General features: G+C 52.8%; 19 protein-coding genes and 1 riboswitch. Of the genes, 3 read left to right on the forward strand and 16 right to left on the reverse strand.

Annotation, left to right across the window (positions count from 1 at the left end):
- Positions 1 to 152 precede the first annotated feature (152 nt).
- From RB620_RS09900 to RB620_RS09910, 3 genes are all read right to left on the reverse strand, one after another.
- Entirely contained in the window at positions 153 to 1,250 is a 1,098-nt protein-coding gene (locus tag RB620_RS09900) for a mandelate racemase/muconate lactonizing enzyme family protein (RefSeq protein ID WP_308093901.1), read from the reverse strand.
- Between the two features lie 28 nt (positions 1,251 to 1,278).
- Positions 1,279 to 2,040: an SDR family NAD(P)-dependent oxidoreductase gene (locus tag RB620_RS09905; protein WP_308093903.1), complete on the reverse strand. Its 762-nt coding sequence runs from the start codon at positions 2,038 to 2,040 to the stop codon at positions 1,279 to 1,281.
- A gap of 93 nt (positions 2,041 to 2,133) precedes the next feature.
- On the reverse strand, positions 2,134 to 3,006 hold the full coding sequence (locus RB620_RS09910) for a helix-turn-helix domain-containing protein (RefSeq protein WP_308093905.1): 873 nt from the start codon (positions 3,004 to 3,006) through the stop codon (positions 2,134 to 2,136).
- A gap of 141 nt (positions 3,007 to 3,147) precedes the next feature.
- On the opposite strand from RB620_RS09910, the gene RB620_RS09915 reads away from it, so the two are divergent.
- Positions 3,148 to 4,641: a HEAT repeat domain-containing protein gene (locus tag RB620_RS09915; RefSeq protein WP_308093907.1), complete on the forward strand. Its 1,494-nt coding sequence runs from the start codon at positions 3,148 to 3,150 to the stop codon at positions 4,639 to 4,641.
- A gap of 100 nt (positions 4,642 to 4,741) precedes the next feature.
- Here the strand turns inward: RB620_RS09915 and RB620_RS09920 are convergent, their stop codons facing one another.
- From RB620_RS09920 to chrA, 8 genes are all read right to left on the reverse strand, one after another.
- Positions 4,742 to 5,443, reverse strand: a complete 702-nt coding sequence (locus RB620_RS09920) for a GntR family transcriptional regulator (protein ID WP_308093909.1) — start codon at positions 5,441 to 5,443, stop codon at positions 4,742 to 4,744.
- 137 nt (positions 5,444 to 5,580) lie between these two features.
- The gene (locus RB620_RS09925) at positions 5,581 to 7,014 is read right to left on the reverse strand and encodes an MBOAT family O-acyltransferase (protein WP_308093910.1); all 1,434 of its coding nucleotides are present in this window, start codon (positions 7,012 to 7,014) and stop codon (positions 5,581 to 5,583) included.
- A 3-nt stretch (positions 7,015 to 7,017) separates the two neighbouring features.
- On the reverse strand, positions 7,018 to 8,178 hold the full coding sequence (locus RB620_RS09930) for a hypothetical protein (protein WP_308093912.1): 1,161 nt from the start codon (positions 8,176 to 8,178) through the stop codon (positions 7,018 to 7,020).
- A 386-nt stretch (positions 8,179 to 8,564) separates the two neighbouring features.
- The gene (locus RB620_RS09935) at positions 8,565 to 9,500 is read right to left on the reverse strand and encodes an ABC transporter substrate-binding protein (RefSeq protein WP_308093914.1); all 936 of its coding nucleotides are present in this window, start codon (positions 9,498 to 9,500) and stop codon (positions 8,565 to 8,567) included.
- 158 nt (positions 9,501 to 9,658) lie between these two features.
- Positions 9,659 to 10,534: a helix-turn-helix transcriptional regulator gene (locus RB620_RS09940; RefSeq protein ID WP_308093916.1), complete on the reverse strand. Its 876-nt coding sequence runs from the start codon at positions 10,532 to 10,534 to the stop codon at positions 9,659 to 9,661.
- Positions 10,535 to 11,359: 825 nt separating this feature from the next.
- Positions 11,360 to 13,243, reverse strand: coding sequence for an LTA synthase family protein (locus RB620_RS09945; RefSeq protein WP_308093992.1), 1,884 nt, complete (start codon positions 13,241 to 13,243; stop codon positions 11,360 to 11,362).
- A 273-nt stretch (positions 13,244 to 13,516) separates the two neighbouring features.
- A complete protein-coding gene (locus RB620_RS09950) occupies positions 13,517 to 14,818 on the reverse strand; it encodes an NCS2 family permease (protein WP_374121388.1) in 1,302 nt (433 codons plus the stop codon).
- A 55-nt stretch (positions 14,819 to 14,873) separates the two neighbouring features.
- Positions 14,874 to 14,973: riboswitch (purine riboswitch) on the reverse strand.
- A 115-nt stretch (positions 14,974 to 15,088) separates the two neighbouring features.
- On the reverse strand, positions 15,089 to 16,405 hold the full coding sequence (gene chrA / locus RB620_RS09955) for a chromate efflux transporter (RefSeq protein ID WP_374121392.1): 1,317 nt from the start codon (positions 16,403 to 16,405) through the stop codon (positions 15,089 to 15,091).
- Between the two features lie 141 nt (positions 16,406 to 16,546).
- On the opposite strand from chrA, the gene RB620_RS09960 reads away from it, so the two are divergent.
- The gene (locus RB620_RS09960; protein WP_308093918.1) at positions 16,547 to 17,665 is read left to right on the forward strand and encodes an RNA-guided endonuclease InsQ/TnpB family protein; all 1,119 of its coding nucleotides are present in this window, start codon (positions 16,547 to 16,549) and stop codon (positions 17,663 to 17,665) included.
- 222 nt (positions 17,666 to 17,887) lie between these two features.
- Here the strand turns inward: RB620_RS09960 and RB620_RS09965 are convergent, their stop codons facing one another.
- Positions 17,888 to 18,760: a hypothetical protein gene (locus RB620_RS09965; protein ID WP_308093920.1), complete on the reverse strand. Its 873-nt coding sequence runs from the start codon at positions 18,758 to 18,760 to the stop codon at positions 17,888 to 17,890.
- Positions 18,761 to 19,011: 251 nt separating this feature from the next.
- Here RB620_RS09965 and RB620_RS09970 point away from each other — a divergent pair, with 251 nt between their 5' ends.
- Complete coding sequence (locus RB620_RS09970) at positions 19,012 to 19,656, forward strand: SIMPL domain-containing protein (RefSeq protein WP_308093922.1); 645 nt, start codon at positions 19,012 to 19,014, stop codon at positions 19,654 to 19,656.
- A gap of 435 nt (positions 19,657 to 20,091) precedes the next feature.
- Here the strand turns inward: RB620_RS09970 and RB620_RS09975 are convergent, their stop codons facing one another.
- Genes RB620_RS09975 through RB620_RS09990 form a run of 4 tightly spaced genes read right to left on the reverse strand, consistent with a single transcriptional unit; the run spans position 20,092 to position 24,134 of the window.
- Complete coding sequence (locus RB620_RS09975; RefSeq protein ID WP_374121389.1) at positions 20,092 to 20,889, reverse strand: ABC transporter permease; 798 nt, start codon at positions 20,887 to 20,889, stop codon at positions 20,092 to 20,094.
- Positions 20,882 to 21,658 carry an ABC transporter ATP-binding protein gene (locus RB620_RS09980; protein WP_308093926.1) on the reverse strand — a complete coding sequence of 259 codons (777 nt, stop codon included), beginning with the start codon at positions 21,656 to 21,658 and terminating at the stop codon, positions 20,882 to 20,884. Before RB620_RS09980 ends, RB620_RS09975 begins: the two co-directional genes overlap by 8 nt.
- Positions 21,659 to 21,670: 12 nt before the next feature.
- Positions 21,671 to 22,681, reverse strand: coding sequence for an ABC transporter substrate-binding protein (locus tag RB620_RS09985; protein WP_308093927.1), 1,011 nt, complete (start codon positions 22,679 to 22,681; stop codon positions 21,671 to 21,673).
- On the reverse strand, positions 22,674 to 24,134 hold the full coding sequence (locus tag RB620_RS09990) for an aryl-sulfate sulfotransferase (protein ID WP_308093928.1): 1,461 nt from the start codon (positions 24,132 to 24,134) through the stop codon (positions 22,674 to 22,676). Before RB620_RS09990 ends, RB620_RS09985 begins: the two co-directional genes overlap by 8 nt.
- Between the last annotated feature and the right edge of the window lie 18 nt (positions 24,135 to 24,152).

Genomic DNA, 24,152 nt, shown 5'->3' on the forward strand with positions numbered 1-24,152 from the left:
CGGTACTCCTCCTCGTCCAATCGCCATATCTGATTTATATACTAATATATCATGATATATATAGTTTGTGAATAGCGCGCATCGAACGTACACTTCGGCTCATATAAAAAAGCGCGGCTTCTCATAAGAGAAACCGCGTTCGATATCGCCTACTACTTAATCCGATATTCGTTGAACAGCTCCGGAATGATTTCCGTCGAAGCGCCGGGCATTTCCGGAAGCACGTAGTACCCATTTTTGACGGTAGCCGGCTCCACGAAAATATGCCTGATCCATGGGATATACTCCAGCATGATGGCTCCTTGCGTAGACGCGACCAGATGCTGGTGAATCTGTCCCATATCTCCGACATGCGGACAGATCGGCACGTCGTAAGACGCGGCAAGTCCGGCGACTTGAAGCCATTCCGTAATGCCGGCGACCCGCGTCACGTCGACTTGGCAATATTCGATCGCGCCTTGATGGATATAGTCTCTAAAGGCGTATTTATTGTAGACATGCTCGCCTAACGCGATCGGGACGTTCAACTCGTCGGCCAGCTTCTTATGTCCCATAATATCGTCCGGATTGAGCGGCTCCTCCAGCCAGAACAGGTCGAATTCCTCCAGCTTCTTTCCCCATGTCATAGCCGTATTGATGTTCCATTGCTGATTGACGTCGATCATGAAGATCACGTCGTCGCCGATGGCTTGGCGAACCGCCTTGCATCGGTCGTAATCCTCTCGCGGGTCGGTCTTGCCGACTTTGATCTTAACGCCGGTGAAGCCTTGCTCCACAATTTCCGTAACGTCCTTGATCAACCGTTCTTTGCTCCAGTTCAACCATCCGCCGTTCGTGTTGTAGGCTTTGATTCCCTTTGATTTGGCCCCGCCGAGATATTGCCAGAGCGGCTTGTTCGATGCTTTCGCCATGATGTCCCATAACGCGATATCAACCGCGGCGAGCGCCATATGCGTAACGCCCGCCCTGCCAATCCAATGCATTTTGCCGAAACGCATCTCGTTCCATAGTTCTTTGACCATAAACGGATCTTTCCCGATCAATAGCGGAGCATAATACTTCTCGATCGTATCGACGATCATATCGTCGCCTTCCGCGCAGGTACCCGTGTAGCCGTAACCTACGAAGCCTTCATCCGTGTAAATGCGTACGCCGGCAAGCCCCCAGTGGGTAGCTGCGTTAATCGCATCGGTAATCGGGGGCGTAATCGGGACATGCAGGACAAATGTTTCTACTTTTGTAATTTTCATGAGTTCCAGCTCCTTAACGTTGTATGTATTAGTAACCTAGCGAAGCTCCGCCGTCGACGGGAAGCGCTACGCCCGTAATGAAACCGGATTCATTTCCTGCCAGGAACAACACGGCTTGCGCCACTTCTTCGGCGGTCGCAGGCCTGCCCAATGCGTGCATGTCGTTCAAGATCTGCACCGTTGCTGCCGGATCTTCCTGTTCCTGAGTCCATTGCTGAAGCAGCGGCGTACTAACGCCCGCGGGACAAATGCAGTTGACGCGAACGCCGTACGGCGCGTAATCCAAGGCAAGCGACTTTGTCATAGCGACGATTCCGCCCTTCGTTGCCGCGTACACGGGATTCATCCTTTGACCGACGAGGCCGTTCAGCGAAGCCATATTCACGATTGTTCCGCGCGTATGTTTTAGCTCCTGGATCGAATGTTTAGTCATTAGAAATACGCTTTTTAAATTCACATTGATAATCCGATCCCATTCTTCCTCTTGAAACTCTTCCAGAAATTTGGGCATGATCGCTGCCGCATTGTTTACAACGATATCGATTCTGCCGAATCGTTCCGTTGTCTTTTGGATGAGTCCGCGAACCGCCTCTTCCTTGGATACGTCGGCCGCAATAGCGACGATGTTGGCTCCTGTCGATTGCAATTGTTCTACAAGCCGCGCAGCTGCTTCCTCATTCACATCCGCAATAACGACATTCGCCCCTTGCGAGGCGAATAGGCGGACAATCGCTTCGCCTATCCCCGATCCGCCTCCTGTAACGATAGCCGTTTTCCCGACAAAACGCATGTCGCACACCTCTATCCATTATCGTGAATCATACACGATTTATGATAACAAACGACCTTCAAGCTGGCAATATCTTTTTTGGGTCAATTTCACTTACCGGCCCTTTCTATTCTCTTCGCGGTATTCCCGCGGGGAAAGTCCGGTTAGCTTTCGGAATAGCTTCGAGAAGTAGTGCAAGGACGAGAAGCCGTGTTTGTCCGCGATTTCGGTAATCGATAAATCCGTAAGCCTGAGATCCTCTTTCGATCGATTGATTCTGAACTGGATGACGTATTGGGCGGGCGATATGCCGGTCGCTTGTTTGAACAGATCAAAAAAATAACCGCGGCTGATGCCCAAGTCGTTATAGTAGGCTCCTAGCGGTTGAACCGCTCCTTGTAATAAATCGAAATCCAATCGCTCGATCATCTTGGACATGCGAGGATTCGGGATATGTTCTTCCTTCAGAGCAAACGTTAGGAAAAATTCGATAAAAGCCTGAAAGCTGCTTTGGATTTTCAAACTTCGCATATACGTTTTCTCGTCTGTAAAGCGATTATCCGTATAAAATTTTTCGAAATGATCGATCCAAAGTTTCGGCTTATCTACTTTGAGATGCACGGGGATTTCATACGGAAATGCCGGGCCGATCAAACCAGGTACCAGCGTTGCTTCATCAAAACAAATATGGCTAGGATGATTGAAGTAATCCTGGCGATCGAAGAAGGACCAATCGAAATAACAGCAGACGTGGACCATCGGATCCCCGGCGTCCGCAACCCAATGATGCAGTTGCCCCGCAGGCATGTAGACAAGGGAGCCCATCGTCGTTTCGTAAGATTGACCGCATGTGCGCAGCATGCCTTTCCCCTCGCTGATTAAATAGAGGGAGGAAGCATAACAGATTCGATTGTTGCTAACCTGCCCTCTGGAGAACGGATAGCGGGTTGCATAATAAAGATACGGGTGCATGTTTGCGAAGTTCATCTATAGCGACCGCCTTATATCGAAATATTTTCACACATGATATGACGATTGTACAAATAAATGACGATTCTGCAAATACAAAAAAAGCCCGCTGTTGTACGATCAGATTGTGATGAACTCGATTTTGAAGGAGGATTTGCGATGATCGACAGCAACTACTTATTGACGGATGAACAAATGGTTCAATTTATTACCAAAGGTTATCTTGTCCTGCACAACGAATTGCCTGGGCAGCTTCATCAAGGCATCATGAATCAAATCCACCATGTTATGCATAACGAAGGGAATCCCGGCAACAACATTCTGCCACGCGTACCGGATATCCAACAAGTGTTTGATACACCGGTCGTCAAGGGAGCCCTGAGCAGCGTACTCGGCCCGGATTACTACATGCATCCTCATCGTCATTGCCATTACAATCAACCGGGTAATGGATCGCCGGGCGGCGGACAATGGCACAAGGACGGCTACTGGTCTTCCATGCGCAGCCATCGTCCTTGGTGGGTCATGCTCTTCTACTATACCCATGATATTACCGAAGAGTTAGGTCCGACTGCAATCATGCCGGGGACTCAATACTACGAGAAGTTTATCGGCAAACGAGGGGAGACGCTGCTGCCTACCGGCAAAGCGGGAACAATGGTGCTCGTCCATTTCGACTTATGGCATAAAGCTTCGCTTAACGTATCGCAGTTAGATCGTTATATGCTCAAATTCCAATTCGTCAGATTAAGCGCGCCTGAATTCCCTAGCTGGAATCATCAAAACAAAGAGATGATCGTGCCGGACGGCACGCCCGCCCTTCATTTGAATTTATGGCAAGATGTTTGGAATTGGCTGCGGGGAGAACGTTCCTCGAACCAAGATCACGACACTGCCGCGATGGATGAACGTATATCTGCATCGGCGCTAGGCGATCAATTAAATGATCCAGTGGAAACGACCGCGTTAAATGCAGCCTACGCGCTTGGTCAGCTTGGTGATGAAGGCATCGCAATTCTGATCAAACATATCAAAGGTGGATCCAACCAAACGGCGGAAAGGGCGGCATATGGCCTGCAGAGCGCCGGTATTGAAGCGATTCCGGAGCTTCTTCACTGTTTGACGCATATAGACGAGAGACGCAGGGCGCTCGCGATTTTCGTGCTTGGCATGATCGGATCACCTGAAGGCGGTGTCATGTCCGCACTAATCTCAAGCCTGAATGATGAGAGCGAATGGGTGTGCCGGAATGCAATTGAGGCATTGGGGCAGCTCAGGAATCCCGATCGTCAGGCTGTATCGGCGCTAGCCAAATGCTTGAAAGAATCGGTTCTAAGCGAATCCGGCGATGCTTCCGAATTGTCTGCGCCGAACGAATCCAATAAGACCTTCGCCAATCATCAACCTTATATTATGAATAAAATCGGTTATACCGCTGCGCTTTCGCTGCTGCGCATCGGCAAAGCTGGAGATATGCTGGAAGTGGTCAACTCGCTCGAGACCGCTTTGTTTAACAGCAAGGACCGTTATGTCAGAGCTTATGCAGCGGAAGCACTCACGCATCTGCGCTCCAAGGAAGCGGTTGATCTGCTGATTCGCTATTACCGTTCCTCCCGTTGGTGTCCGGATACAAGCAAGGCCAGCACCTTCTAACGTACCGCCAATAATCAATTTTCAACATCATAGCCGAAAAACAAAAGGCAGCCGCTAAGTTCAGCGAGCTGCTTTTTTTTCAATGGATCCCCATTCGCATTTATGAAAATAAACTTCGGGTTCGCAAATGTGAACGATCCAAATGGTTCAGCAAGGCATGTTCCGCGTCCTGAACATTTTTGGATGCCAAACAACGAACAACCTCCATATGCTCCTTCCATTCCTCTTCCAAAACGCGTTGATTCATCTCCTGATGAACCGCCAATAAATATCTCTGGATTCTTTGGATGTAGGCTTGAATCAGTTCTTTTAGGGATTGGTTTTCGCAATAGTCAAGAATGAGACCATGCAAGTTTTGATTCATTTCTGCAATAAACTCGATGCTTCCAACCAGATCAGTCGTATGTTTTCCAGACAGCATGCTCATTTCGGATTCCAATTTGCTTAACAATGAATCGGGAATGCGCAAGGCGGCTTTCCGAATGGCTAAACACTCAAGTTCCTTCCTGATCTCGAATATTTCGTCAAGCTCCTGCAAAGTCATTTCCATTGCGTACATGCCTTTGAAGGGCACGACGCTTACCAATCGCTCGGAAGCTAATCTGGACAAGGCTTCACGGATGGGAATATTGCTAACCTCAAATTCACGGGCCAATTGATCGATATTGATTTTTTCTCCGGGGGCGATCTGATGATTCAAAATTTGTTCCTTTAAGAGCGAATAGATTTCATCAGTCAATACATAACGGTTTAACCCTTTTTTCAAGATCTTCTCATCTCCATCGATCATATAATCGTGCACGATTTATCCTTCTATTCTACGCGAGCAGAGTGGATTCCTACAAGAAGATGCTGGGATAATCAAAATCTGAATAGAACGCTAGTATGAAAAAAAGGCACGGTCCTCTTCATTTTGGATGGACGGTGCCTTCTTTCAAATTAGAACGCGAAGTAGATAAACGTGCTCGCTTCTCCGTTCATGAGCAGCATGAGCAGCCCGATCGCGATAGCGGCGTAGACCGCGCCGCGGACAATTGATGGCACGGTCATCTCCCAGGCGAGCGACCAACGCTTGAAATGTTTCACCGCGACGGACTCCACGATGTGGAGCAAATACAAGCCTGCCGCGACGGCAAGCAGCATCAGCGTCTCTTTCGTAAACGTCACGCCGCCGAGCAGCGTCATCTGCTTCAGCATGTGGACAGCGTCGGCCCAGCTGTTTGCCCGGAAGAATACCCAGCCGATGACGGTGAGGTGGAAGAACACCGCGATGGCCAGCACCTTGTACAGCCAGTTGCGCTGCAGCTTCTGCCAGCCGAGCTTCTTGATGCCTTTGCCGTACATTCGGTGCGCCGCCGACAACAAGCCGTGATAGAAGCCCCAAATAATAAATGTCCAAGCGGCGCCGTGCCATATGCCGGAGATCGTCATGGCGGCGATCAGGTTGACGTAAATGCGCCAGTTCTTGACTCGCGAACCCCCGAGCGGAATGAAGACATAGTCGCGAATCCATTGCGACAGCGTAATATGCCACCGCCGCCAGAATTCCGTCGAGCTTCCGCTCAGGTACGGCGTCTTGAAGTTCAAGTCGAGCCGCAGGCCGAGCAGGAAGCCGATGCCGACCGCCATTTCGCTGTAGGCCGAGAAGTCGAAGTAAATCTGGAATGCGAACAAGTACGACGCAACCCACGATTCTACGCCGTTCAGCGTCTGCGCGTTGTTGAAGTACTCGTTGACGTACGGCGCGATCTTCTCAACGATGACGACCTTCTTGACGAGGCCGAGCAAGATAAACGCCAGACCTAGCTTCACGCGCGGCGTACGGAAATGAATAGACGCAATGTTCCGAAGCTGCGGCAGGAAGTCGCCGCCCCGCAGGATCGGACCCGCCGCGGAATGCGCGAACAGGGAGATGAACACCCAGAACTCGAACAGCGAGCGGCTTGGCTTCAGCTTGCCCTTATACACGTCCACGAGGTATGCGATCAGCTGGAAAGAGTAAAACGAGATGCCGATCGGCAGCGCGATCATCCGGTCGTCGAACGCCGTCCCTTGCAGCGACAACGTAAACCCGAGCATCCGCTCGATATTTTCAAGCAAGAACATGGAATATTTGAAAAAGACCAAATTGCCAAGTACGACGACCAGCCCCGCGACAAGCGCCAGCTTGCCGTTCCTGCCCCCAAGAAACTTCGAAATCCCGTACACGGCAGCAACGATTACGCCGAACAGCAGGAAATAGCCAACCCCCGCGTAAGCGTAGAACGCCGCGTTCGCGATGGCGAGCACAAGCATGCGGCCGCGCGGGAATAAATAATAAAGCGTGAATACCGCGATCAGAAACAACAAAAACGTCGGTGAATTAAATAACATGCGCTAAGCCCCCTTACCCGTCCAGGTGTCCCATACGAAACGGGCAAGCAGCTCATTGCCTTCTTTCGTCAAATGCACGTGATCGGTAAATAAATTCGGATCGATCTTATCCTGCATGATCAAGTAAGGAGAGCCGAGTCCTTGCAGATACGTCTCGATCTTCTCCGTGTTGTCCACGTAACCGGGATCCGTCACTTCCTTCTTCGACAACTCGCCGTTGCCGCCGGACACGAAGACAAGCAGGCGCTTGCCTTGCTGGTGCTCGGAGATCTTGTTCATGAAATAGACGCCCCAGTTGCTCTCGTCCATCACGAACGGCGTCGGATCGAAGAAGCTGAGATAAGACGGATCGGTCAGCCATTTCTCCGAAAATTGTTTCTCGTTCCACGTGCGTGGATCGCCGAGCAGGTCCGTCCCTGCCTTCTTCTGCTCCCAATACGCCGGAATCACTTCCTTGTACATCACGACAGGAATGTTGTGAAAGAGCTTGTCCAACGCCTTCTCTTCTGCGTACTTCCAGCCTTCTTCATATTCGAAGCCGATTCCCTGCAGATGCGGCAGCACGTCCTTGAACGCCTCAGGATCCTGCGTTCTGAGGTAGTCTCCCAGCCAGAAAACCTGCCTCGGTCCCGTGATCGGATCAGGCTTGACGAACGCGGAGTAGGACAGCCCGATCATGACGTTGTCCGTCTTGATGCCGTGGTCTTCCATCATCAACAGCAGCGTATAGGCGTCGCCCGCCATGATGGACGGCGCTGACAGGTTGAACACCGCCTGCAGCTTGTCCTCGCCTTCGGCCGAGATCGCCTGATCGTTCAAATACCTGCCCAACGAATGTTCCGAGCTTTCGTTCGTGCCCCATGCGACGGAGTTGCCGATCATAATGGCGTAATTCGTCAGGTTGTCGCGTTTGATCGTCTTCGCCATCTCTTCGATAACAACCTCGATCATCCCGCGGTCTTCCAGAAACATATTATAGTTGATGCGATGGTTGTAGACGGTATCCAGCTTCACGTAATAGCTGACGGCGAATTGGGCCGTGACAAAAAAGAATAAAGCGAACGCGAGTCCCAGCAGGCCGTATCGTTTTTTGCGAATTTTGTTAATTGTCGTGCGGCGCGGCGCCGCGCTTGTCCGTGTCGGTTGTGGTCGATTGTCTTCCATAATCGCTGCGCAAAGCCCCTTCTTTTGTAAAATCATATCAGTTTATTATATACCATGTCCGAATTGGGCGACCACCTTTAATTCGAAATAGGCTACTCTCTCATGAACGGCCATTTGTAGATGCTACTATCAAGCATGGAATTGCAACAGATATAGGGGATGCTCGGGTAGCGAATAAACAGTATAAAGTTATTGACTTGAAGGTATTAGCTGAAAACAAAAGATTTTTGGGTTTTAATGCACAAATGACTTTGTCTGAATTGAACCAAAAAAAAATGAAAATGGCCTTAACCAATAAAAAATCCTTAAAAGATGGAAACCATCTTTTAAGGATTTTTTGATTCTGCGTGAAGTGTGAAGCTTCCTAGGCAATGCCTCTTCTTATATTAGCTCACAGGCTTATATACATTCATCAGATCCTCTAACCTCAGATCCATAGAAATTGGACCCGAGTTCATCCAGAAGGCTTTTTGTAGCAAGAAGACACGATCGTTTTTGACGGCTCTCAAATTGCTAAGCAGACTATCCTTCTTCAACTCGTCCAATGCTTTCTTCGGATCAGTAGCCGAGTATAGGAATATCGTCCCTGGATCGGCAATAATGAACGCTTCTTGTTCAACCATACCCGCGTAACCATCAGGTACAATATCAGATTTTGGCAATTGAAGTTCCTGGTATAAGGCATCCGCAGAGCTAAGCGGTCCAGCTAACGCGATCTGTTTCAAACCGAAATCGGCATGAAAGAACACAGCGTCCTGCGGGTCGACTTTTTTCTTAACTTCTTCAATTTTATCGGACAGATCTTCCAGAATACGTTCCGCATGAGCTTCTTTTTGTACTGTCTTGGCAATCGTCTTGAATAATTCCCTCCAATCACTCTTTGTCATATCGAGCACGATTGTAGGAGCAATTTTGCTGAGTTGCTCGTATTGATCCAATTGATCTGCATACGCGATTATAAGATCAGGTTCCAACGCTAGTACTTGCTCTAAATTTGCTTTATTATCGATCATTTCGATAGGTTGAACACCTTCAAGGTTTAAGTATGGAACCGTTTCGATCTTGCCGGCCCCCCAGTCCTTAGCGGAGGCCCCTACCATCGGCACATCGAGTGCGGATAAATAATCCGAAGCAAAGGCTATGTCGACAATTCGCTTGCGCTCAGATTCAATCACAGTCGTGCCGGCTTCATGCTCGACCGAAATGGGATATGATGCTGTTGAAGTTTCACCTCTGGTCGATTTCTCAGTGTCAGACTCCTTCGAAGAGCATCCAGCGATTAAAACTACGCTTAGTACAACAAATAATATCAGCTTTTTCATCAGAGTTCACCTTTCTGTACATCCTCTAACTAACGGCCGCTATACTGACTTCGATGATCGAGGATGATAATTATTATCATCGAAATTATATCTCGCTTGTCTTCCCCCATCAATATACATTCTTCTTTTGATGATGGACGATCTTCACAATCGTTGACTTATGCTTTAGGTTCTTGTTCCCGACTTCGCGTTGCGAGAAGTTTCGATTTATATTGGCCGGGCGGTACACCTGTATACTTTTTGAACATGCGATTAAAGTAATACACATCGGAATAACCTACGCCGCTTGAAATCTCAATGAGACTGTCGTCAGTCAGGCTTAGCCTCTCTTTCGCCTTGTTAATGCGAATCCGCGTCAAATATTCGATTGGGCTAATTCCGGTTTGTTTCTTGAAAACATTCGACAAATAACCAGGAGTGCTACCCAAAGCCTGCGCTAACGAGTGAAGCGTAATCTTCTCCTTGTATCGTTCCTCCATGTATTGCTCCACGCGTTCCATGAGTGCAGGTGCCGCCTTGGTTTTCCCGAACAATATTTGACGGAACAAGTCATGCACGAATTGGTAAAATAACGTTTTTGCATAGAATCGATCGATCACGCCTGGTTTGTTCCAAGAACGGTACATTTGCTCGACTTTGCTCAAAATATAAAGCGGATCGGTTAACGCCGAATCGTAGACGGTCTGAAAAGGATCCCCTCGACGCATTACCGCTTCTAATTCCGGGCTACCGTTTACGGGCAGTTCTGCGGAAAACAAGATGATGTAATACTCAAACGGCTCTTCAAGAACGGTCAAATCGAGAATCATATCTTTAGCACCGTATTGCACGGTCAATTTATGGCCGACTAACTCTTCTGTTCCATTAAACACGAATCGCGCCTTGCCGCTTACAACAAATACAAAAGCATGCGCTGGCGTAATATACGAACGGTATGCATCCTCCAATCTCATCCTATTACGCCATACATCGATGATCGTGATCGACACCTCATTCCATACAGCGAAATGTTCGTTCGCATTCATCTCGTCCATCCATCCCTTCTTTCAGTCGCTATTGGACAAGGGTTTCAACTGTAGCTCTTTTGTGAATAGCAGCCTGTAACATAACATACTCAGAAGCATGCTTGTAATCGCCGCGGATCCCGTGAAGGAAAATACGATTAATAGTTGATACCGGCTTCTGATAGTGAATTCCCGTCTACATAACATTATAGTTAGTATAATTTGTTGAGAGCTCGACCGCATCCTAAAGTTTACTTACCAATTTAAAGCTAGTTCTTTCAGATTCAAATCATCCATCATCACGGAGTTTGACCGTTTTTTATTAATGCCGTCAAGGGGGTTATAATGATTAGAGACAGGCTTATCGGCTCTATACATACAGCTCCCAAGCGTATCCACTTGAGAGCTGCGAATTTCTTTATTTGTTATCAAGAGGGAGTTGGATATGTTGGAAAAGCCGGAGGAGTAATGGCTAAATCCAAAGTACCGCGTTATTCAATGAGTACGTTTTGGTGGAAATCCTATACTCTTTTAGGGACAGCCTTTCTTCGTCTACATGCGGCGCAACGGAGCGAACGTATACGAAAAACCATACACACAACGCCTAACCGTGGCGCAACGGAGCGAATGTGTACGAAAAACCATACACACAACGCCAACCGTGGCGCAACGGGGCGAACGTGTACGAAAAACCATACACACATCGCCCAACCGGGGCGCAACGGAGCGAACGTATACGAAAAACCATACACACAACTCCCAACCGGGGCCGAAAGGGCTGTCTCATCAAGTGTGCAGAACTACTTGTGAGACAGCCCCTTATGATCATACTAGCTCATACCCATTCACAGCCGCCTACTCTCCCCGGTCTTCAGGCTCCGGCTGGTCCGGCAGCTGGCTCACGTAGCTGTCGGACAGATGAAGCAACTCCAGAGCTCGGTTGAACTCGTCCTCCGTCGAAGCGGATGCTTCCGTGCTGTCGCTTCCGGAGAGCGTATAGTGTTTGCCGTCCTCGAAGCCGCTGCCCGGCAAGAACAGCTCCTCGTTGTTGACGAACGAGCCGGTCGGCAAGTAATAACGCTGCGGCAGCAAGTTATATTGCTTCTGGTTCAGCAAGTCCTGTCCGAAGTGGATTTGCTCCTTCATGGATATGCCCAGCAAGTTGGCCAGCGTAGGCAAAATATCCACCTGACCGCCTAGCTGCTGGAACTCCGAAGGCGTCGTGACGCCATCACCCGCAATAACGAAAGGCACGTTGATCATATCGCGTTCGAGATAGGTGCCGCCGAAGATCTCCTCGAGCAGCACGCGGTCCTCCTCGTCGAGCGAGAACACCGGCAGTCCGCGATGATCACCGTAGAACAGGAGGAGGCTATCCTCGAGCAAGCCCCTTCCCTTCAAGTCTTCAAGGAATAACCCTAAGCAGTAGTCCGCATAATTTTGAGATTGGATATAATCCCCGACATAAGTGCCTTCGAACCGCTCCGGCAAGGTCATCTTGTACTTCTCCTCGGGAAGCTCGAACGGATTGTGGGCGGACATCGAAATGACATGCGCGTAGAACGGCTGCGCGCTTGCGTCCATCCGCTGCAGTTCTTCCGCCGTCTTGCTGTAGAGCACCTCATCCGAAGGTCCGAACCATAACTCGTCATTCCCTTCGCCGAAAAACGTCTTGTCATAATAGCGATTGAACCCTAACCCTTCGTACAACTCGTCGCGGTTCCAAAAGCCCACTTCGTTCGTATGGAAGGTCGCGGTATCGTAGCCGTGCGACTCCAGCAGTTTCGCCATGCTCGGAAGCTCCTTCTTGGCATAGATCTGCGTGGCGGGGCCGTCAGGCGGAACGTAGAACGAAGTGTTTACCACGAATTCCGCATCCGACGTATTGCCCTGCCCCACCTGCTGATAGAAGCGCGGGAAATAATAGTTGCCATGGGCGAGCTTGTTCATGACGGGCGTAATTTCTTGTCCGTCGATCTTCAGATCGATCAAAAAGTTTTGGAACGATTCCATCTGCAAAATGATCACGTTCTTGCCCTTCGCCTTGCCGAACAGGACAGGCGTCGCCGGTTCCGTTATGCCCTTCAGCTCGTGAATCGTGGATTGGGTAATCAAGTTTTGCTGGACCGGCGTTTCTTCATCGTCCTCCAGCAGACTATAAGCTTCGTAATTCAGAATGCCCATCTGCTCCGCCTGCACGGTTTCATTAATACTTTCCGTATGGGGGAGTATGTTAAACAGACAAGCAAACAAGGAGATCGAGAATACCGCCGCCACCGTCTTGCGGCTGGCTCTGACCGTCAACGCGCGTTTCCAGTCTACCGCAATCCTGCGGCGAAGAAGAACATAACCGAGGATGAGAATATCCATATAGATGAGCAGATACTTCGGATGAATGACGGAGAAGATGCTTTTCTTCACCGCGCCGACTTGATCGGCCTGCTCCAGCACATGATAAGTCGGAATGATGCCGAAATGCCTGAAATAAACGATTAAGGTAAAAAACAACACCGTAATGAGCAGGTTGACGAACAGATACCACCAAAGCTTCCGTTTGACCGCGAACCATTCGATAAAGCAGAACACGATCAGAATAAAAGGGAGCTCCTTGAGCCACACCGTATTGAACGAGCTTCCTTCGAACAGGACCGTCCAGGTGAGATAGCTTTTGATCAACATAATGACAGAAAATACGAGGATGGATCTGGCGCTCCATCTCCGGGACAAGCTTTTAGTCATCGTAACGACTTCCTTTCCATGCGACATGCCGTCGAGCCGTAACATCGCCCCGAATCTTCCTCGAGCCGTAAGTTATTCTATGATAAAATCTCGGCGCCGTTGGCGCAAGCCCGTGGGCCCGTCCATGCGCTAGGAATGGATGGCAATTTGGTGACAAAAAGCAAGACGCCCAACACCTTTCCGAATGACAGCGGCTCAAAACATTAAAATTTACTAAGCCGCCCTCCCGCTAGTCTCCGGAGGAGAGCGGAAGGGCGGCCGGTCATGCGCTTATTAATGGCTTAGAAACGCAAGCTGGATGAAGAACAACACGGCGAACAGGTAGAAGATCGGATGAACGTCGCGCCACTTGCCGCGGATCGCCATCAGGATCGGGTAGACGATGAAGCCGACGCCGATGCCCGTCGCGATGCTGTACGTCAGCGGCATAAGCACGATGATCAAGAACGCCGGGAACACGACCTCGAAATCCTGCCATTCGATCTTCTGGACGACGCTGATCATGAGAAAGCCGACGATGATGAGTGACGGAGCGGTAATGGCCGGGATCGACGCCAGCACCGAAACGATCGGTGAGAAAAACAACGTCAGCGCGAGCAGCAAGCTGACCGTTACCGCCGTGAGTCCCGTGCGGCCGCCCACGGCGACGCCCGCGCTGGATTCGATGTAGGCGGATGTCGGGCTCGTCCCGAGCATCGCGCCGGAGGTCGTGCCGACCGCATCGGCGAGCAGCGCGCAGCGCGACCGCGGGAACTTGCCGTCCTTCATCATTCCGGCCTGCTCGGCGACGCCGAGCATCGTGCCCGTCGTGTCGAACAGCGTAATAAGCAGGAACGTGAAGATGACCGCGTACAGGCCGTTCTCGAACACGCCCCCGATGTCCATCTGCAGCGCCGTCTCGGAGAGGCCGCTCGGCAGCGCCACGATTTGCGAAGGCAGCTCCAGCAGACCCATGGAATAAGCGATGATCGCCGTCACGATCATGCCGATGAACAAGTATCCTTTGACCCGATAAGACATTAGCACAAGCGATATAATCAGTCCAATTATCGTAAGCAGCGTCATCGGCTCCGTCAGCTTGCCCAGCGTGAGCAGCGTAGCCGGCGAATCCACGATCAGCTTCGAATTTTGCAACCCGATAAACGTGATGAACAGACCGATGCCCGCCGTAATCGCATGCTTCAAGCTAGCCGGAATCGCGTCCAGCAGCATGTAGCGGAACGAAGTAAGCGATAGCAGAACGAACAAAGCTCCCGCGACGAACACCGCGCCAAGCGCCGTCTGCCAATCAATCCCTTCCCCGCCGACGACGGTGAAAGCGAAGTACGCGTTAAGCCCCATGCCCGGCGCGATGACGATCGGATAATTCGACGCGAGCCCCATGATCAGCGTGCCGACGATGCTGGCCAGCACCGTCGCGACGAACACGCCGTGGAAGTCCATGCCCGCCTCGCCGAGTATCCCCGGGTTGACGATGACGATGTACACCATCGTGAAAAACGTCGTCACGCCCGCGATCAATTCCGTAGGCACGGTCGTGCCTCTTTCTGTTAACCTAAACCACTTCTCCAACATGTCCGATGCCTCCGCCAAAAAAAATAATCCTAACCCAAATATAGGGTGCGTCATAAGACGCGCACGCTATACCCGTAGTCAGGATTAATTGGCTCCTGGTAGAGACCCTCAAACCATATTAGTGAGGATATACGAATGTTCTGCGATCATTAGATTACTGCAATCGGACACTCGAGTCAATAAAAATGTTTGTTTTTACCGGAAATTCCCGAACTATTATTTAATCTTGTTGAAATATCGTTCGCCTATCTTGCATTCGAAGTTGTATCGTTAGCCCATGCTCTCTACCAGATATCCGCCCGCCGCTCCCAGTAACACGATCGTCCAAGGAGGCAGCTTCCAATAAACCAGCAAAACAAATAAAGAGGCCGCCAGCACAAAATCCCGCGTGGACGCGACCGCGCTCGTCCAAATCGGATCATAAAGCGCCGCGAGCAGGATGCCGACGACCGCCGCATTCGCGCCGGCCAAGGCGTGCTGCACCTTCGGCAGCGCTCGCAGCGTCTGCCAGAACGGCATGGCGCCCGCCATCAACAAGTAGGCTGGCAGGAATATCGCGAGCGTGGCAGCCAACCCGCCTAACCAACCGTCCGACGCCGCGCCCAAGAAGGACGCGAAAGTGAACAACGGCCCCGGAACGGCTTGCGCCGCGCTATAGCCGGCGAGAAACTGTTCTTCCGTGACCCATCCCGTAGGCACGACCTCGCTCTCAAGCAGCGGAAGCACTACATGGCCGCCGCCGAATACGAGCGATCCCGACCGGTAGAAGCCGTCCGCCATCGCGATCCAGTGGTTCGCGGTCAGCTCGCGCGCCAAAGGCAGAACCAGGAGAAGCAGCAGGAACAACGCCAAACAAACGAAGCCGGCTATTCGGGAAACGCCGGGGACATCTGTTTCGGATGGTCCGAGCGCGATGGAATCAGCGGGTTTCGGCCTAACCAAGTCCACCGCTTGGTTCCCATCAACCTTGCCCGTGCCGCTTCCGGATGCAGCATCGGCGCCTCCCGCCCCGCGCCTTCCGAATAACCACCAGCCGGCGAGCGCGGCGGCGGCGATGACGGCGACTTGGCTGTACGCCGCATTCCATAACAAAACGATCGCCGCCGATAGGATAGCCATCGTCATGCGGGTGCGCCCCGCCGCCAGCTTCTGCCCCATCCCCCATACCGCCTGCGCGACGATGGCCACCGCGACGAGCTTGAGGCCGTGCAGCCAACCCGCGTCGACGATGCCCGCTCCTTGAAGGAGCAAGGCAAACACAGCTAACACTATCGCCGACGGCAGCGTGAAACCAGCCATCGAAACCGCGCCGCCTATCAATCCGCCGCGCATAATGCCGATGCCGATGCCGACCTGGCTGCTCGCCGGCCCCGGCAGGAACTGCGCGAGCGCTACTATATCGGCATAACTGCCTTCATCCAGCCACTTGCGGCGGCGGACGTATTCTTCATGAAAATAACCCAGATGCGCGATCGGCCCGCCGAAGGACGTCAGCCCAAGCTTGGTCGATACCGCGAATAGCTCCCATAATCGTTTGCCTCTGCCCGACACTTCCCCGGCCCCCAATGCCAGTAGAATCAAACCGATCTGCAATTCATCAAAATCTTAGAGGATACCCCCCTTCTTCAAGTGGGGGAGGAATGTGCGTCAGGCGCTAGCCTGAATGATTTTTCAAATGTTCTTGACCTCCAATATATGCTATCATAAGTATAGAAAGGAGGCGAACGTATGATCGCAACCGTTACGGCAAAAATCAAGATTAAGCCGACGGATAGTCAAATGGAGGCGCTGCATCAAACCATGATTGCTTATCGGCGAGGCTGCAATCTGGTCTCTGACTGTGTGTTCGACTCGAGCGAATTAAAGCAGCCTGCTTTGCACCGAATGACCTATCAATTCCTCCGCGGTACGATTGGTCTGCGCTCCCAAATGGCTCAGTCGGTGATGAAAACCGTCATTGCCAGATACAAGACGATTCGGAGCAGCGGCCACGATTGGACGCGCGTGCAGTTTAAGAAGCCGGAATATGATCTAGTCTGGAATAGGGATTATTCGCTGAACGCGCAGCTGTTCTCCGTGAATACACTTCAGGGCCGCATCAAAGTCCCCTTCGAATCCAAGGGAATGGAAGCCTATTTCGACGGCTCTTGGACATTCGGCACAGCAAAGCTTATCTGGAAAAAAAGCAAATGGTTTCTGCATATTCCTGTATCTAAGGAAATAGCAGCTCCTGGGCTGCAGGACATTGAACAAGTTGCTGGGATCGATCTAGGCATCAACTTTATTGCCACGGCGTACGGCACCGATGGCAAGACCGTCTTCTATCGGGGCAGGGCGCTGAAACGAAAACGAGCGAACTACAAACGATTGCGTTCCGAGCTTCAGCGCAAACAAACGGCCTCGTCACGCCGCAGGCTGAAACAAATCGGAGAGCGAGAAACCCGCTGGATGACTGATGTGAATCATCAGGTCAGTAAGGCACTCGCCCACCGGTACGGGGCGAATACGCTGTTCGTGCTGGAAGATTTGACAGGTATTCGCCGTGCAACGGAAAAGACCAAGCTAAAGGATCGATATGTGATGGTATCATGGGCGTTCTACCAGCTTCGCAACATGCTGGCGTACAAGGCGCAGCTTGTTGGATCGATCGCGATTGCGGTTGATCCGAAGCACACGTCGCAAGCGTGTCCGGTATGCGGCCACATCGCAAAAGAAAATCGGGATAAAGGGAAGCATCGTTTCCATTGCCGGGATTGCGGATATGCAAGCAATGATGACCGCATAGGCGCTATGAATCTCTGTCTGAAGGGAAAACAGTACCTTCTTCAAGGTGCAGGCGTAGCATGACTAGGCTTGCAGGGCAGCTGTCAATCTGCCCATCGATAGGCGTATGCTTATCGTGGATGTAACACCACGTTCTTCTGAACGCAAAGAGATCGGAGTCGTAGAGACGTTACCACGATTGGGTAGTTACAAGCTCCCACTTCAAACAATAATTAAGTGGGAGTCATTGACTGGAACCATTATACCCGATTCCGCTTATAGGCTAAAGTTGAGCTATTGTAAACGTCATGCGGAAATCCCCTTCCCGTCCGACCGGCGCTGCCGCTCCGCGAACAAGGATCTTGCGCCGGCGGCCGTCACGAGGATGAAACAGGCGGCCGCGGCAAGAGGCAGCGCCGACCATTCCAGCAGCGGGCGGCCGAGCAGCGTCTGCCAGCCCATAGCGAGCAGGCCGAGGAAAAACGCGATGCCCGAGACGTGGATCAGCGTCCGGCGGAACGCCGCGGGAAGCGCCGATCCCACCGCCAGCCACGCGATGAACGGCAGCGCCTGAATGGCATGGAAGCCCATACCGTGCAGCCAGATCAGATTGCCCTCCGCGCCGATGAACCGGCCGCCGTTCATGGAAATCGAGATGCCGCCGGCAAACGCGACCATGATCGAAACCATCGCGTAACGAATGCCGAGCACGAGCTCCGGGTTCGCTTCATACGTTGTTCTTTTAAAGAATTGAATCGCGAATAACAAATAGTAGCCTGCCAACAGAAGGGCGACGAGGCCGAATACCCCTGCCGCAATGATGTCGAAGGTCGAGCCGTTCTCCGCGAAACGCGGATTCACTCCGCGAATATTTTGCACGGTCTCCAAGAAGTAGGAATAAAGCGCAAGCACGATATATGACCAGCGAAAAAATGCCCTCCCCTTCCGTCCCATGCCCGATAACGGACTAATTGCCGCCGTAGAAAGCATAAATATGCCCAAAGCAGCGTTAAACGAAAACGCCTTCCACAGATTCCCGTCGGGCGGCATTTCTGCGCCTCCGATGAGTGCCCAAACGCCGCACATCAGCGCCAGCGCGAAACCCAGCAGCCCCGTCGCGACCATCCATTTCTCGCCTGTGAACCAACCGGCTTCGCCTTGCGCCTTATCTGTTCCCATAATCATCATCCCCATCATCGTTTTCCTTAAATTTACAGGATTACTAGCTGAGGCGTAACAGTCGCTGGAAGGGTTCTCCCCTGCTCCGTAGGACGGTTGCCGTTTCCGACCGAAGAACGGGACGCCTCCCCGCCCTAAGTCAGTGACAACGCGTCGATTGCCGGGAGTCGCAAGCTAGAAACATCCGACGTCATCGATTCGTCTAGGAAGTCATAGAATCTTGTAGCCATGGAAAGGAAGGGATCCGTAAAATGAAAGAACAGAACGAATCGGCTTGTCCGTTTACCATTGAAGTCTTGGGAGAAGGTCTGGCAACGGCGAAACCGGACGAGACGCGCGTGACGCTTGGCGTGATAAGCGAAGGGGAGAAGCTGGAGGAGCTGCAAGCGGGCAACGCCGCCAAAATCGCGGCGATCGTTCAAGCGTTGACGGCGCTTGGCGTCGCGCGCGAGAACATCGCCACCGCGAGCTTCGCCATCGAGCCGCAGTACGACTACGTCGACGGCAAACAGGTCTTCCGCGGCTACAAGGCGACCCACCTGCTGCAGGTAACGATCGCCGGCACGGAAGCCGCCGGCCGGATCATCGACGCGGCGGTTGCCAATGGGGCGAACACGGTCACCGACGTCTCGTTCCGCTCGTCCATGGCTGACGAGGCGCAGCACGATGCTCTGACGCTGGCGGTACGCAACGCGCAGGCGAAAGCGCTCGCCATCGCCGACACGCTGGGTGTCTCTCTTTCGGCCGTGCCTTGCAAGGTAGAGGAAACGCAAAAGACCGGCTTCGAGCCGGTCCAATTCAAAGCCGCGATGCCCGTCGGCGACGCCGCGACGACGCTCGAACCCGGGACGCTGACTTTCCGGGCCGCGGTTCGCGTTTGGTATTTGTACGCATAAGCGACCCTCCTTCAGAGGCTTCCGCTGGCATTCGAGATCAACCGAAATGATAACGGTTTTAGGATCGCTCCACTAGACTAGTAGTTCGATTCAGAATTACCGTCACTACTCTACATTTGCCATACAGCCATGATCTGCAAATCGATGGCAACCGTTTGAGATGGCTAACGGCGGCCACAGTCGTTATTTGCTCCAAAATCGGTTGTTTACTAATTCTAACGGAGCTGGAGGCTGCTATTGGCCATCAAACAGTGCCATTTCCCTGGAAATCCGTCCAATAAGCGCGCGTAGCTCCGTTAGATTTTAGAATGAGGCATGAAAGGCAAAATAACGGCTGTGCGCTCCGTTAGCCATCTTTTCAGTTCGGCATACCGTTTGAAGGATCGCCGAAGTCGCGATGGTTACGGAATTTTAGAATCGTTCCACTAGACTAGTCTACCTCCGCAGCGAAGAAGTGCTCACGACGCCATATCGCGATAGCAGCCTGCGGCCCAGCAGCGCGACGGCCCGGTCGGTCAGGAAACCCATCAAGCCGAGGCAGATGAGGCCGACGAAGATCCAATCCGTGCGGAAGAACAGCCGCGAGTTCCAAATCAAGTAGCCGACGCCTTCGTTGGACGCGATCATCTCCGCTCCGATAATCGCCATGAACGAGGTGCCCATCGCGAGTCTGATGCCCGTGAACATAAAAGGCACCGTCGCGGGAATAATGACGTGGAGCACGATCTGCCACTCGGAGGCGCCCATGCTGCGGGCGGAGCGAATTTTGTCCTCCTCGACGGACAGAACGCCGGTGAGCGTGTTCAGCACGACGATGAAAAACGTAGCGTAGAGGATCAGCATGATTTTCGACGTTTCGCCGATGCCGAACCAGACCAGGAACAACGTAATAAACGCGATCGGGGGAATGAAGCGGATGAAGTTCAGGAACGGCTCCGCCACGATGCGGACCGCGCTCACCTTCCCGATGATCAGGCCGACCGGAATCGCGACCAGGCTTCCGAGCGTCCAGCCTAGCAATACCCGGTAAGAGCTAATGCCGATATATTGCAGCAGAGTGCCGTCCGAGAGCAGCTCGTAGCCGCCCTTTGCCGTGTAGACGGGACCCGGCAGTATTTCCGGTCCGTACAGCAGCGCAAGCAGCTGCCAGAGTCCGAGTCCGGCGATCCAGAACAGAAGGGTGAACCCTATTTTTTTCCATTTTCCGCTCAAGTCGATCCCTCCTTTATTCATCGAAATGCGATTGGATTTGGGCATGCAGCGCGTGGAAGGCCGGGTCGGCGATATCCCTCGGATAGGATAGCGGCACGTCGTAAATATGCGATATTTTGGAGGAAGGTCCCGGGGACATAATGCCGATGCGACCTCCTAGCAGGATAGCCTCCTGAATGTCGTGCGTGACGAAAATAACGGTTTTGTCGGTATCCCGCCAAATCCGGACGAGCTCCTTCTGCATCGTGCGCCGGGTCATCGCGTCTAGTGCGCCGAACGGCTCATCCATGAGCAGGATCGCCGGATCGTTAGACAGGACGCGTGCCAGCTGTACCCGCTGCTTCATGCCGCCGGACAATTCGCGCGGGAATTTCCCCTCATGCCCTTTCAGCCCGACCAGCTCGATGAACTGATCGGAAATTTCCTTGCGCTTCGCCGCCGCGATCCGCTTAATCCGAAGTCCGAATTCGACGTTCTCGCGGACGGTCAGCCAAGGGAACAAGGAAGAATCCGCTTGCTGGAACACGACCGCGCGATCCTGGCCGGGGCGCTCCACTTCCTTCTCGCCGACCCGTACCGCACCCGACGTTTTGGAGACGAATCCGGCAATCAGCCCAAGCAGCGTCGACTTGCCGCAGCCGCTCGGCCCCAGCAGCACGAAGAACTCCCCGCCCTTCACCGCCAGATTGACGTCCTGAATGATGTAATGCAGCTCGCCTGCCGAAGGCTGCGCATAGCTTTTGTCCAATCGCTCGATCCGAATTTCGTTCCGTTTCGCCGCCGGTCCCATCGTCTCAGCTCCTTATTCGGGTTCGATGACGCGATCCGGGAACGCTTCCCGCGCGACATCCAGTCTTAGCTTGCCGATCAGGTCGAAGTCCTTCTCGATGATGCCGGTCTCGACCATGTACTGCTTCTGCCCTTTTAATCCTTCGTAAGCTTTCTCGGTAAAACCGATCTTCCATGGGTTCTTCGGCAAATCCTTCAGTGTCGCTTCCTTCGGCTGTTTGACGGCATCGTACATGATGTCGGCCGTTTCGTCTGGATGCGCCTGGGCATATGTCGACGCTTCGTCGAGCGCCTTCAGGAAGCCGACCAATACGTCCTTCTTGCCGTCGATCAATTCGTCGGAGGCAATCAAGCCTTGCCCAAGACGGAGCGAGGTTTTCGACATGTCGCTGATCTCGTGCACGCCCTCCAGCGCGCCGAACTTCTCATGGTTGACCGCGTTGTACACCCATACCCCGTCGATCTCACCCTTCTTCAGCGCCACGTAGGCTTCGTCGAGGCCGCCTTGGCCGATCAGCTCCGCGTCCTTTAGCGTCAGCCCGTTGTCCGTCAGGTAAAGGTCCCAAAGATACGGAAGAAAAGTACCGCGCAGGAAGCTCAGCTTCTTCCCCTTCAGATCCGCCCCGCTCGCGATCTCGTCGCGGACGAACAGCTTCCAGTCGCTTGCGCTTAGATCCGTCGCCGTGCCGGACGAGGCGAAGATCGAATATTCGCCTTTGCTTACCGCGTTCAGCAGCGGGAAGTCCGCTCCGAACGCGATGTCGACCTGCTTGATGAACAACGAATTGACGCCTTCCGCCGGCGTTGCGAAAGTGATGAGTTCGGCGTCGATGCCGTTTTTCTCGAAGAATCCTTTCTCCTTCGCAACCCGGAACGTTATGTTCGTCGTGATGTCGGCGATTTTCAGCTTGGTGACCGTCCCTGCCGCGCCCGCTCCGCCGTCTCCGCAGGCCGTTAACAAGGCGCCGGTTAGCGCCAATATAAATACCAATAATGCCAATTGTTTTACACGGAATTTACGCATGGGAATCCCCCTCTTTTTTTAGCTCCTGGCTCTCGTCTGTCCGGGCGACGCACAAGGCGCCTTCCCCGTAGGAAATCGTTCCTTCCACTTCGACGGCCGTAACGGCGCCTCGTGCTGCCGCTCCCGGCAAGCGGAAATCCGCTACATCGATCGGCTCGATCTCCGATTCCTCCGGCTGCGAGAGTTGTGGCACCCACTCGTAGGGTACGCGGTAGGCGCGATAGACCATGTTGGAGTTCCGTTTGTTCTTGTACGGCGAAATGTATTCCCACACCAGCTCGTGTTCGGCCGTAACTTCGAAAATCCGGCCGTCCGCGCCTTCCGTGATAAGCGTATTGCCGTTCGGCAGCCGCTGGGCGGAGCTAATGTACGGGCTGTAGAACCGATAGGAGTCGAGCGGCGCTTGGAAGCCGGCTTCCGTCGGCGTGTACTGCCACTCGATCTCCAGCGTGATCGGGTTAATCTCCAGGATCCGCGAATGGTCGCGGCGGGCGTTCTTGAGACCGTCCGGCGATTCCGGATTCGGCTTGCCATAGCCGCCCCAGCCGCCGTTATCGAAGATCAGGATGTTGCCCGCGCCGGGCAGTCCTTGCGGAATGAGATGGGCGTGATGCTGGCCGATGATCCAGCCGATGCCCTTCGTCTCCTCCGTATCGTAGTCGGGGCCAAGTCTCCATACGATCTTGCCCGTCCGTTTGTCCGTGATCGCGATAATGTTCGACTCCCGCGCGTCCCAGATGATGTTGTCCGGATGGAAGCGCTCGTCGCCCGCATCGTAATGTTTGTTCGGCCCGAGTGTGGAAGCAGAGTTGATATGCATCCAATCCCCGTAATGCGTGCCGAATGCCCGCGTGTTGGGATCTTGGTACAATGCTGCTTTGGCGTCTTCGTCGAAGCCAAGCTCGTCGAAGTGATCGCTGACCGCCCACTCCCAGACGACCTCGCCATCCCAAGTCACTTCGATGATCGTATCGTCGAGAAGCTCCTTATCGGAAATTTCGGGACGCGTCACGTTTTTGTGCGAGAGGATGATCGTGTTGCCCGAATCCGTCTTCGGCTCCTGGCCGGGGACGTAATAACCGACCGGATTGCCCTCTCGCTGGTAATCGTGATGCTGCCTTGCCATCCATTGCGCCGGATGTCCGGGATCCTCGATCCATTCGTACTTGTCGAACTTCCAGACGATGTTGCCGTCCCAGTCGACCTGGACCAGATTCAGCTCATCCTGGAAGCCGTACTTCGGATCGCGCTCCGCCGTGCTTCCGAGCACGTAACCGCCTGGTAGCAGCTTGTTCGGGAAGCCGCGCAGCCCTTTCCATAAATGCACTTCCCTGCCGTTCATGTCGATGAGGAGCGCACCTGTATCTGCCGCTTGGTAAATCGTATAACCGCTCCATGCCTTCTCAGGCTTGTATACCGTTGTTCCTGTCGGATAAATCGTGGGATGTCCCATATTTCATTTCTCCCTTCC

Source organism: Paenibacillus sp. LHD-117, assembly GCF_030929555.1.
Classification (GTDB): Bacteria; Bacillota; Bacilli; order Paenibacillales; family Paenibacillaceae; genus Pristimantibacillus.

What these genes read in the sequence shown, in the direction of transcription:
- RB620_RS09925 (WP_308093910.1), bottom strand. Translation starts at nt 7,014, where the DNA reads ATGTTATTTAATTCACCGACGTTTTTGTTGTTTCTGATCGCGGTATTC.
- RB620_RS09970 (WP_308093922.1), top strand. Translation starts at nt 19,012, where the DNA reads ATGAAAGAACAGAACGAATCGGCTTGTCCGTTTACCATTGAAGTCTTG.
- RB620_RS09900 (WP_308093901.1), bottom strand. Translation starts at nt 1,250, where the DNA reads ATGAAAATTACAAAAGTAGAAACATTTGTCCTGCATGTCCCGATTACG.
- RB620_RS09960 (WP_308093918.1), top strand. Translation starts at nt 16,547, where the DNA reads ATGATCGCAACCGTTACGGCAAAAATCAAGATTAAGCCGACGGATAGT.
- RB620_RS09945 (WP_308093992.1), bottom strand. Translation starts at nt 13,243, where the DNA reads ATGACTAAAAGCTTGTCCCGGAGATGGAGCGCCAGATCCATCCTCGTA.
- RB620_RS09935 (WP_308093914.1), bottom strand. Translation starts at nt 9,500, where the DNA reads ATGAAAAAGCTGATATTATTTGTTGTACTAAGCGTAGTTTTAATCGCT.
- RB620_RS09990 (WP_308093928.1), bottom strand. Translation starts at nt 24,134, where the DNA reads ATGGGACATCCCACGATTTATCCGACAGGAACAACGGTATACAAGCCT.
- RB620_RS09950 (WP_374121388.1), bottom strand. Translation starts at nt 14,818, where the DNA reads ATGTTGGAGAAGTGGTTTAGGTTAACAGAAAGAGGCACGACCGTGCCT.
- RB620_RS09930 (WP_308093912.1), bottom strand. Translation starts at nt 8,178, where the DNA reads ATGGAAGACAATCGACCACAACCGACACGGACAAGCGCGGCGCCGCGC.
- RB620_RS09980 (WP_308093926.1), bottom strand. Translation starts at nt 21,658, where the DNA reads ATGGGACCGGCGGCGAAACGGAACGAAATTCGGATCGAGCGATTGGAC.
- RB620_RS09940 (WP_308093916.1), bottom strand. Translation starts at nt 10,534, where the DNA reads ATGGACGAGATGAATGCGAACGAACATTTCGCTGTATGGAATGAGGTG.
- RB620_RS09975 (WP_374121389.1), bottom strand. Translation starts at nt 20,889, where the DNA reads ATGAATAAAGGAGGGATCGACTTGAGCGGAAAATGGAAAAAAATAGGG.
- RB620_RS09915 (WP_308093907.1), top strand. Translation starts at nt 3,148, where the DNA reads ATGATCGACAGCAACTACTTATTGACGGATGAACAAATGGTTCAATTT.
- RB620_RS09965 (WP_308093920.1), bottom strand. Translation starts at nt 18,760, where the DNA reads ATGGGAACAGATAAGGCGCAAGGCGAAGCCGGTTGGTTCACAGGCGAG.
- RB620_RS09910 (WP_308093905.1), bottom strand. Translation starts at nt 3,006, where the DNA reads ATGAACTTCGCAAACATGCACCCGTATCTTTATTATGCAACCCGCTAT.
- RB620_RS09985 (WP_308093927.1), bottom strand. Translation starts at nt 22,681, where the DNA reads ATGCGTAAATTCCGTGTAAAACAATTGGCATTATTGGTATTTATATTG.
- RB620_RS09905 (WP_308093903.1), bottom strand. Translation starts at nt 2,040, where the DNA reads ATGCGTTTTGTCGGGAAAACGGCTATCGTTACAGGAGGCGGATCGGGG.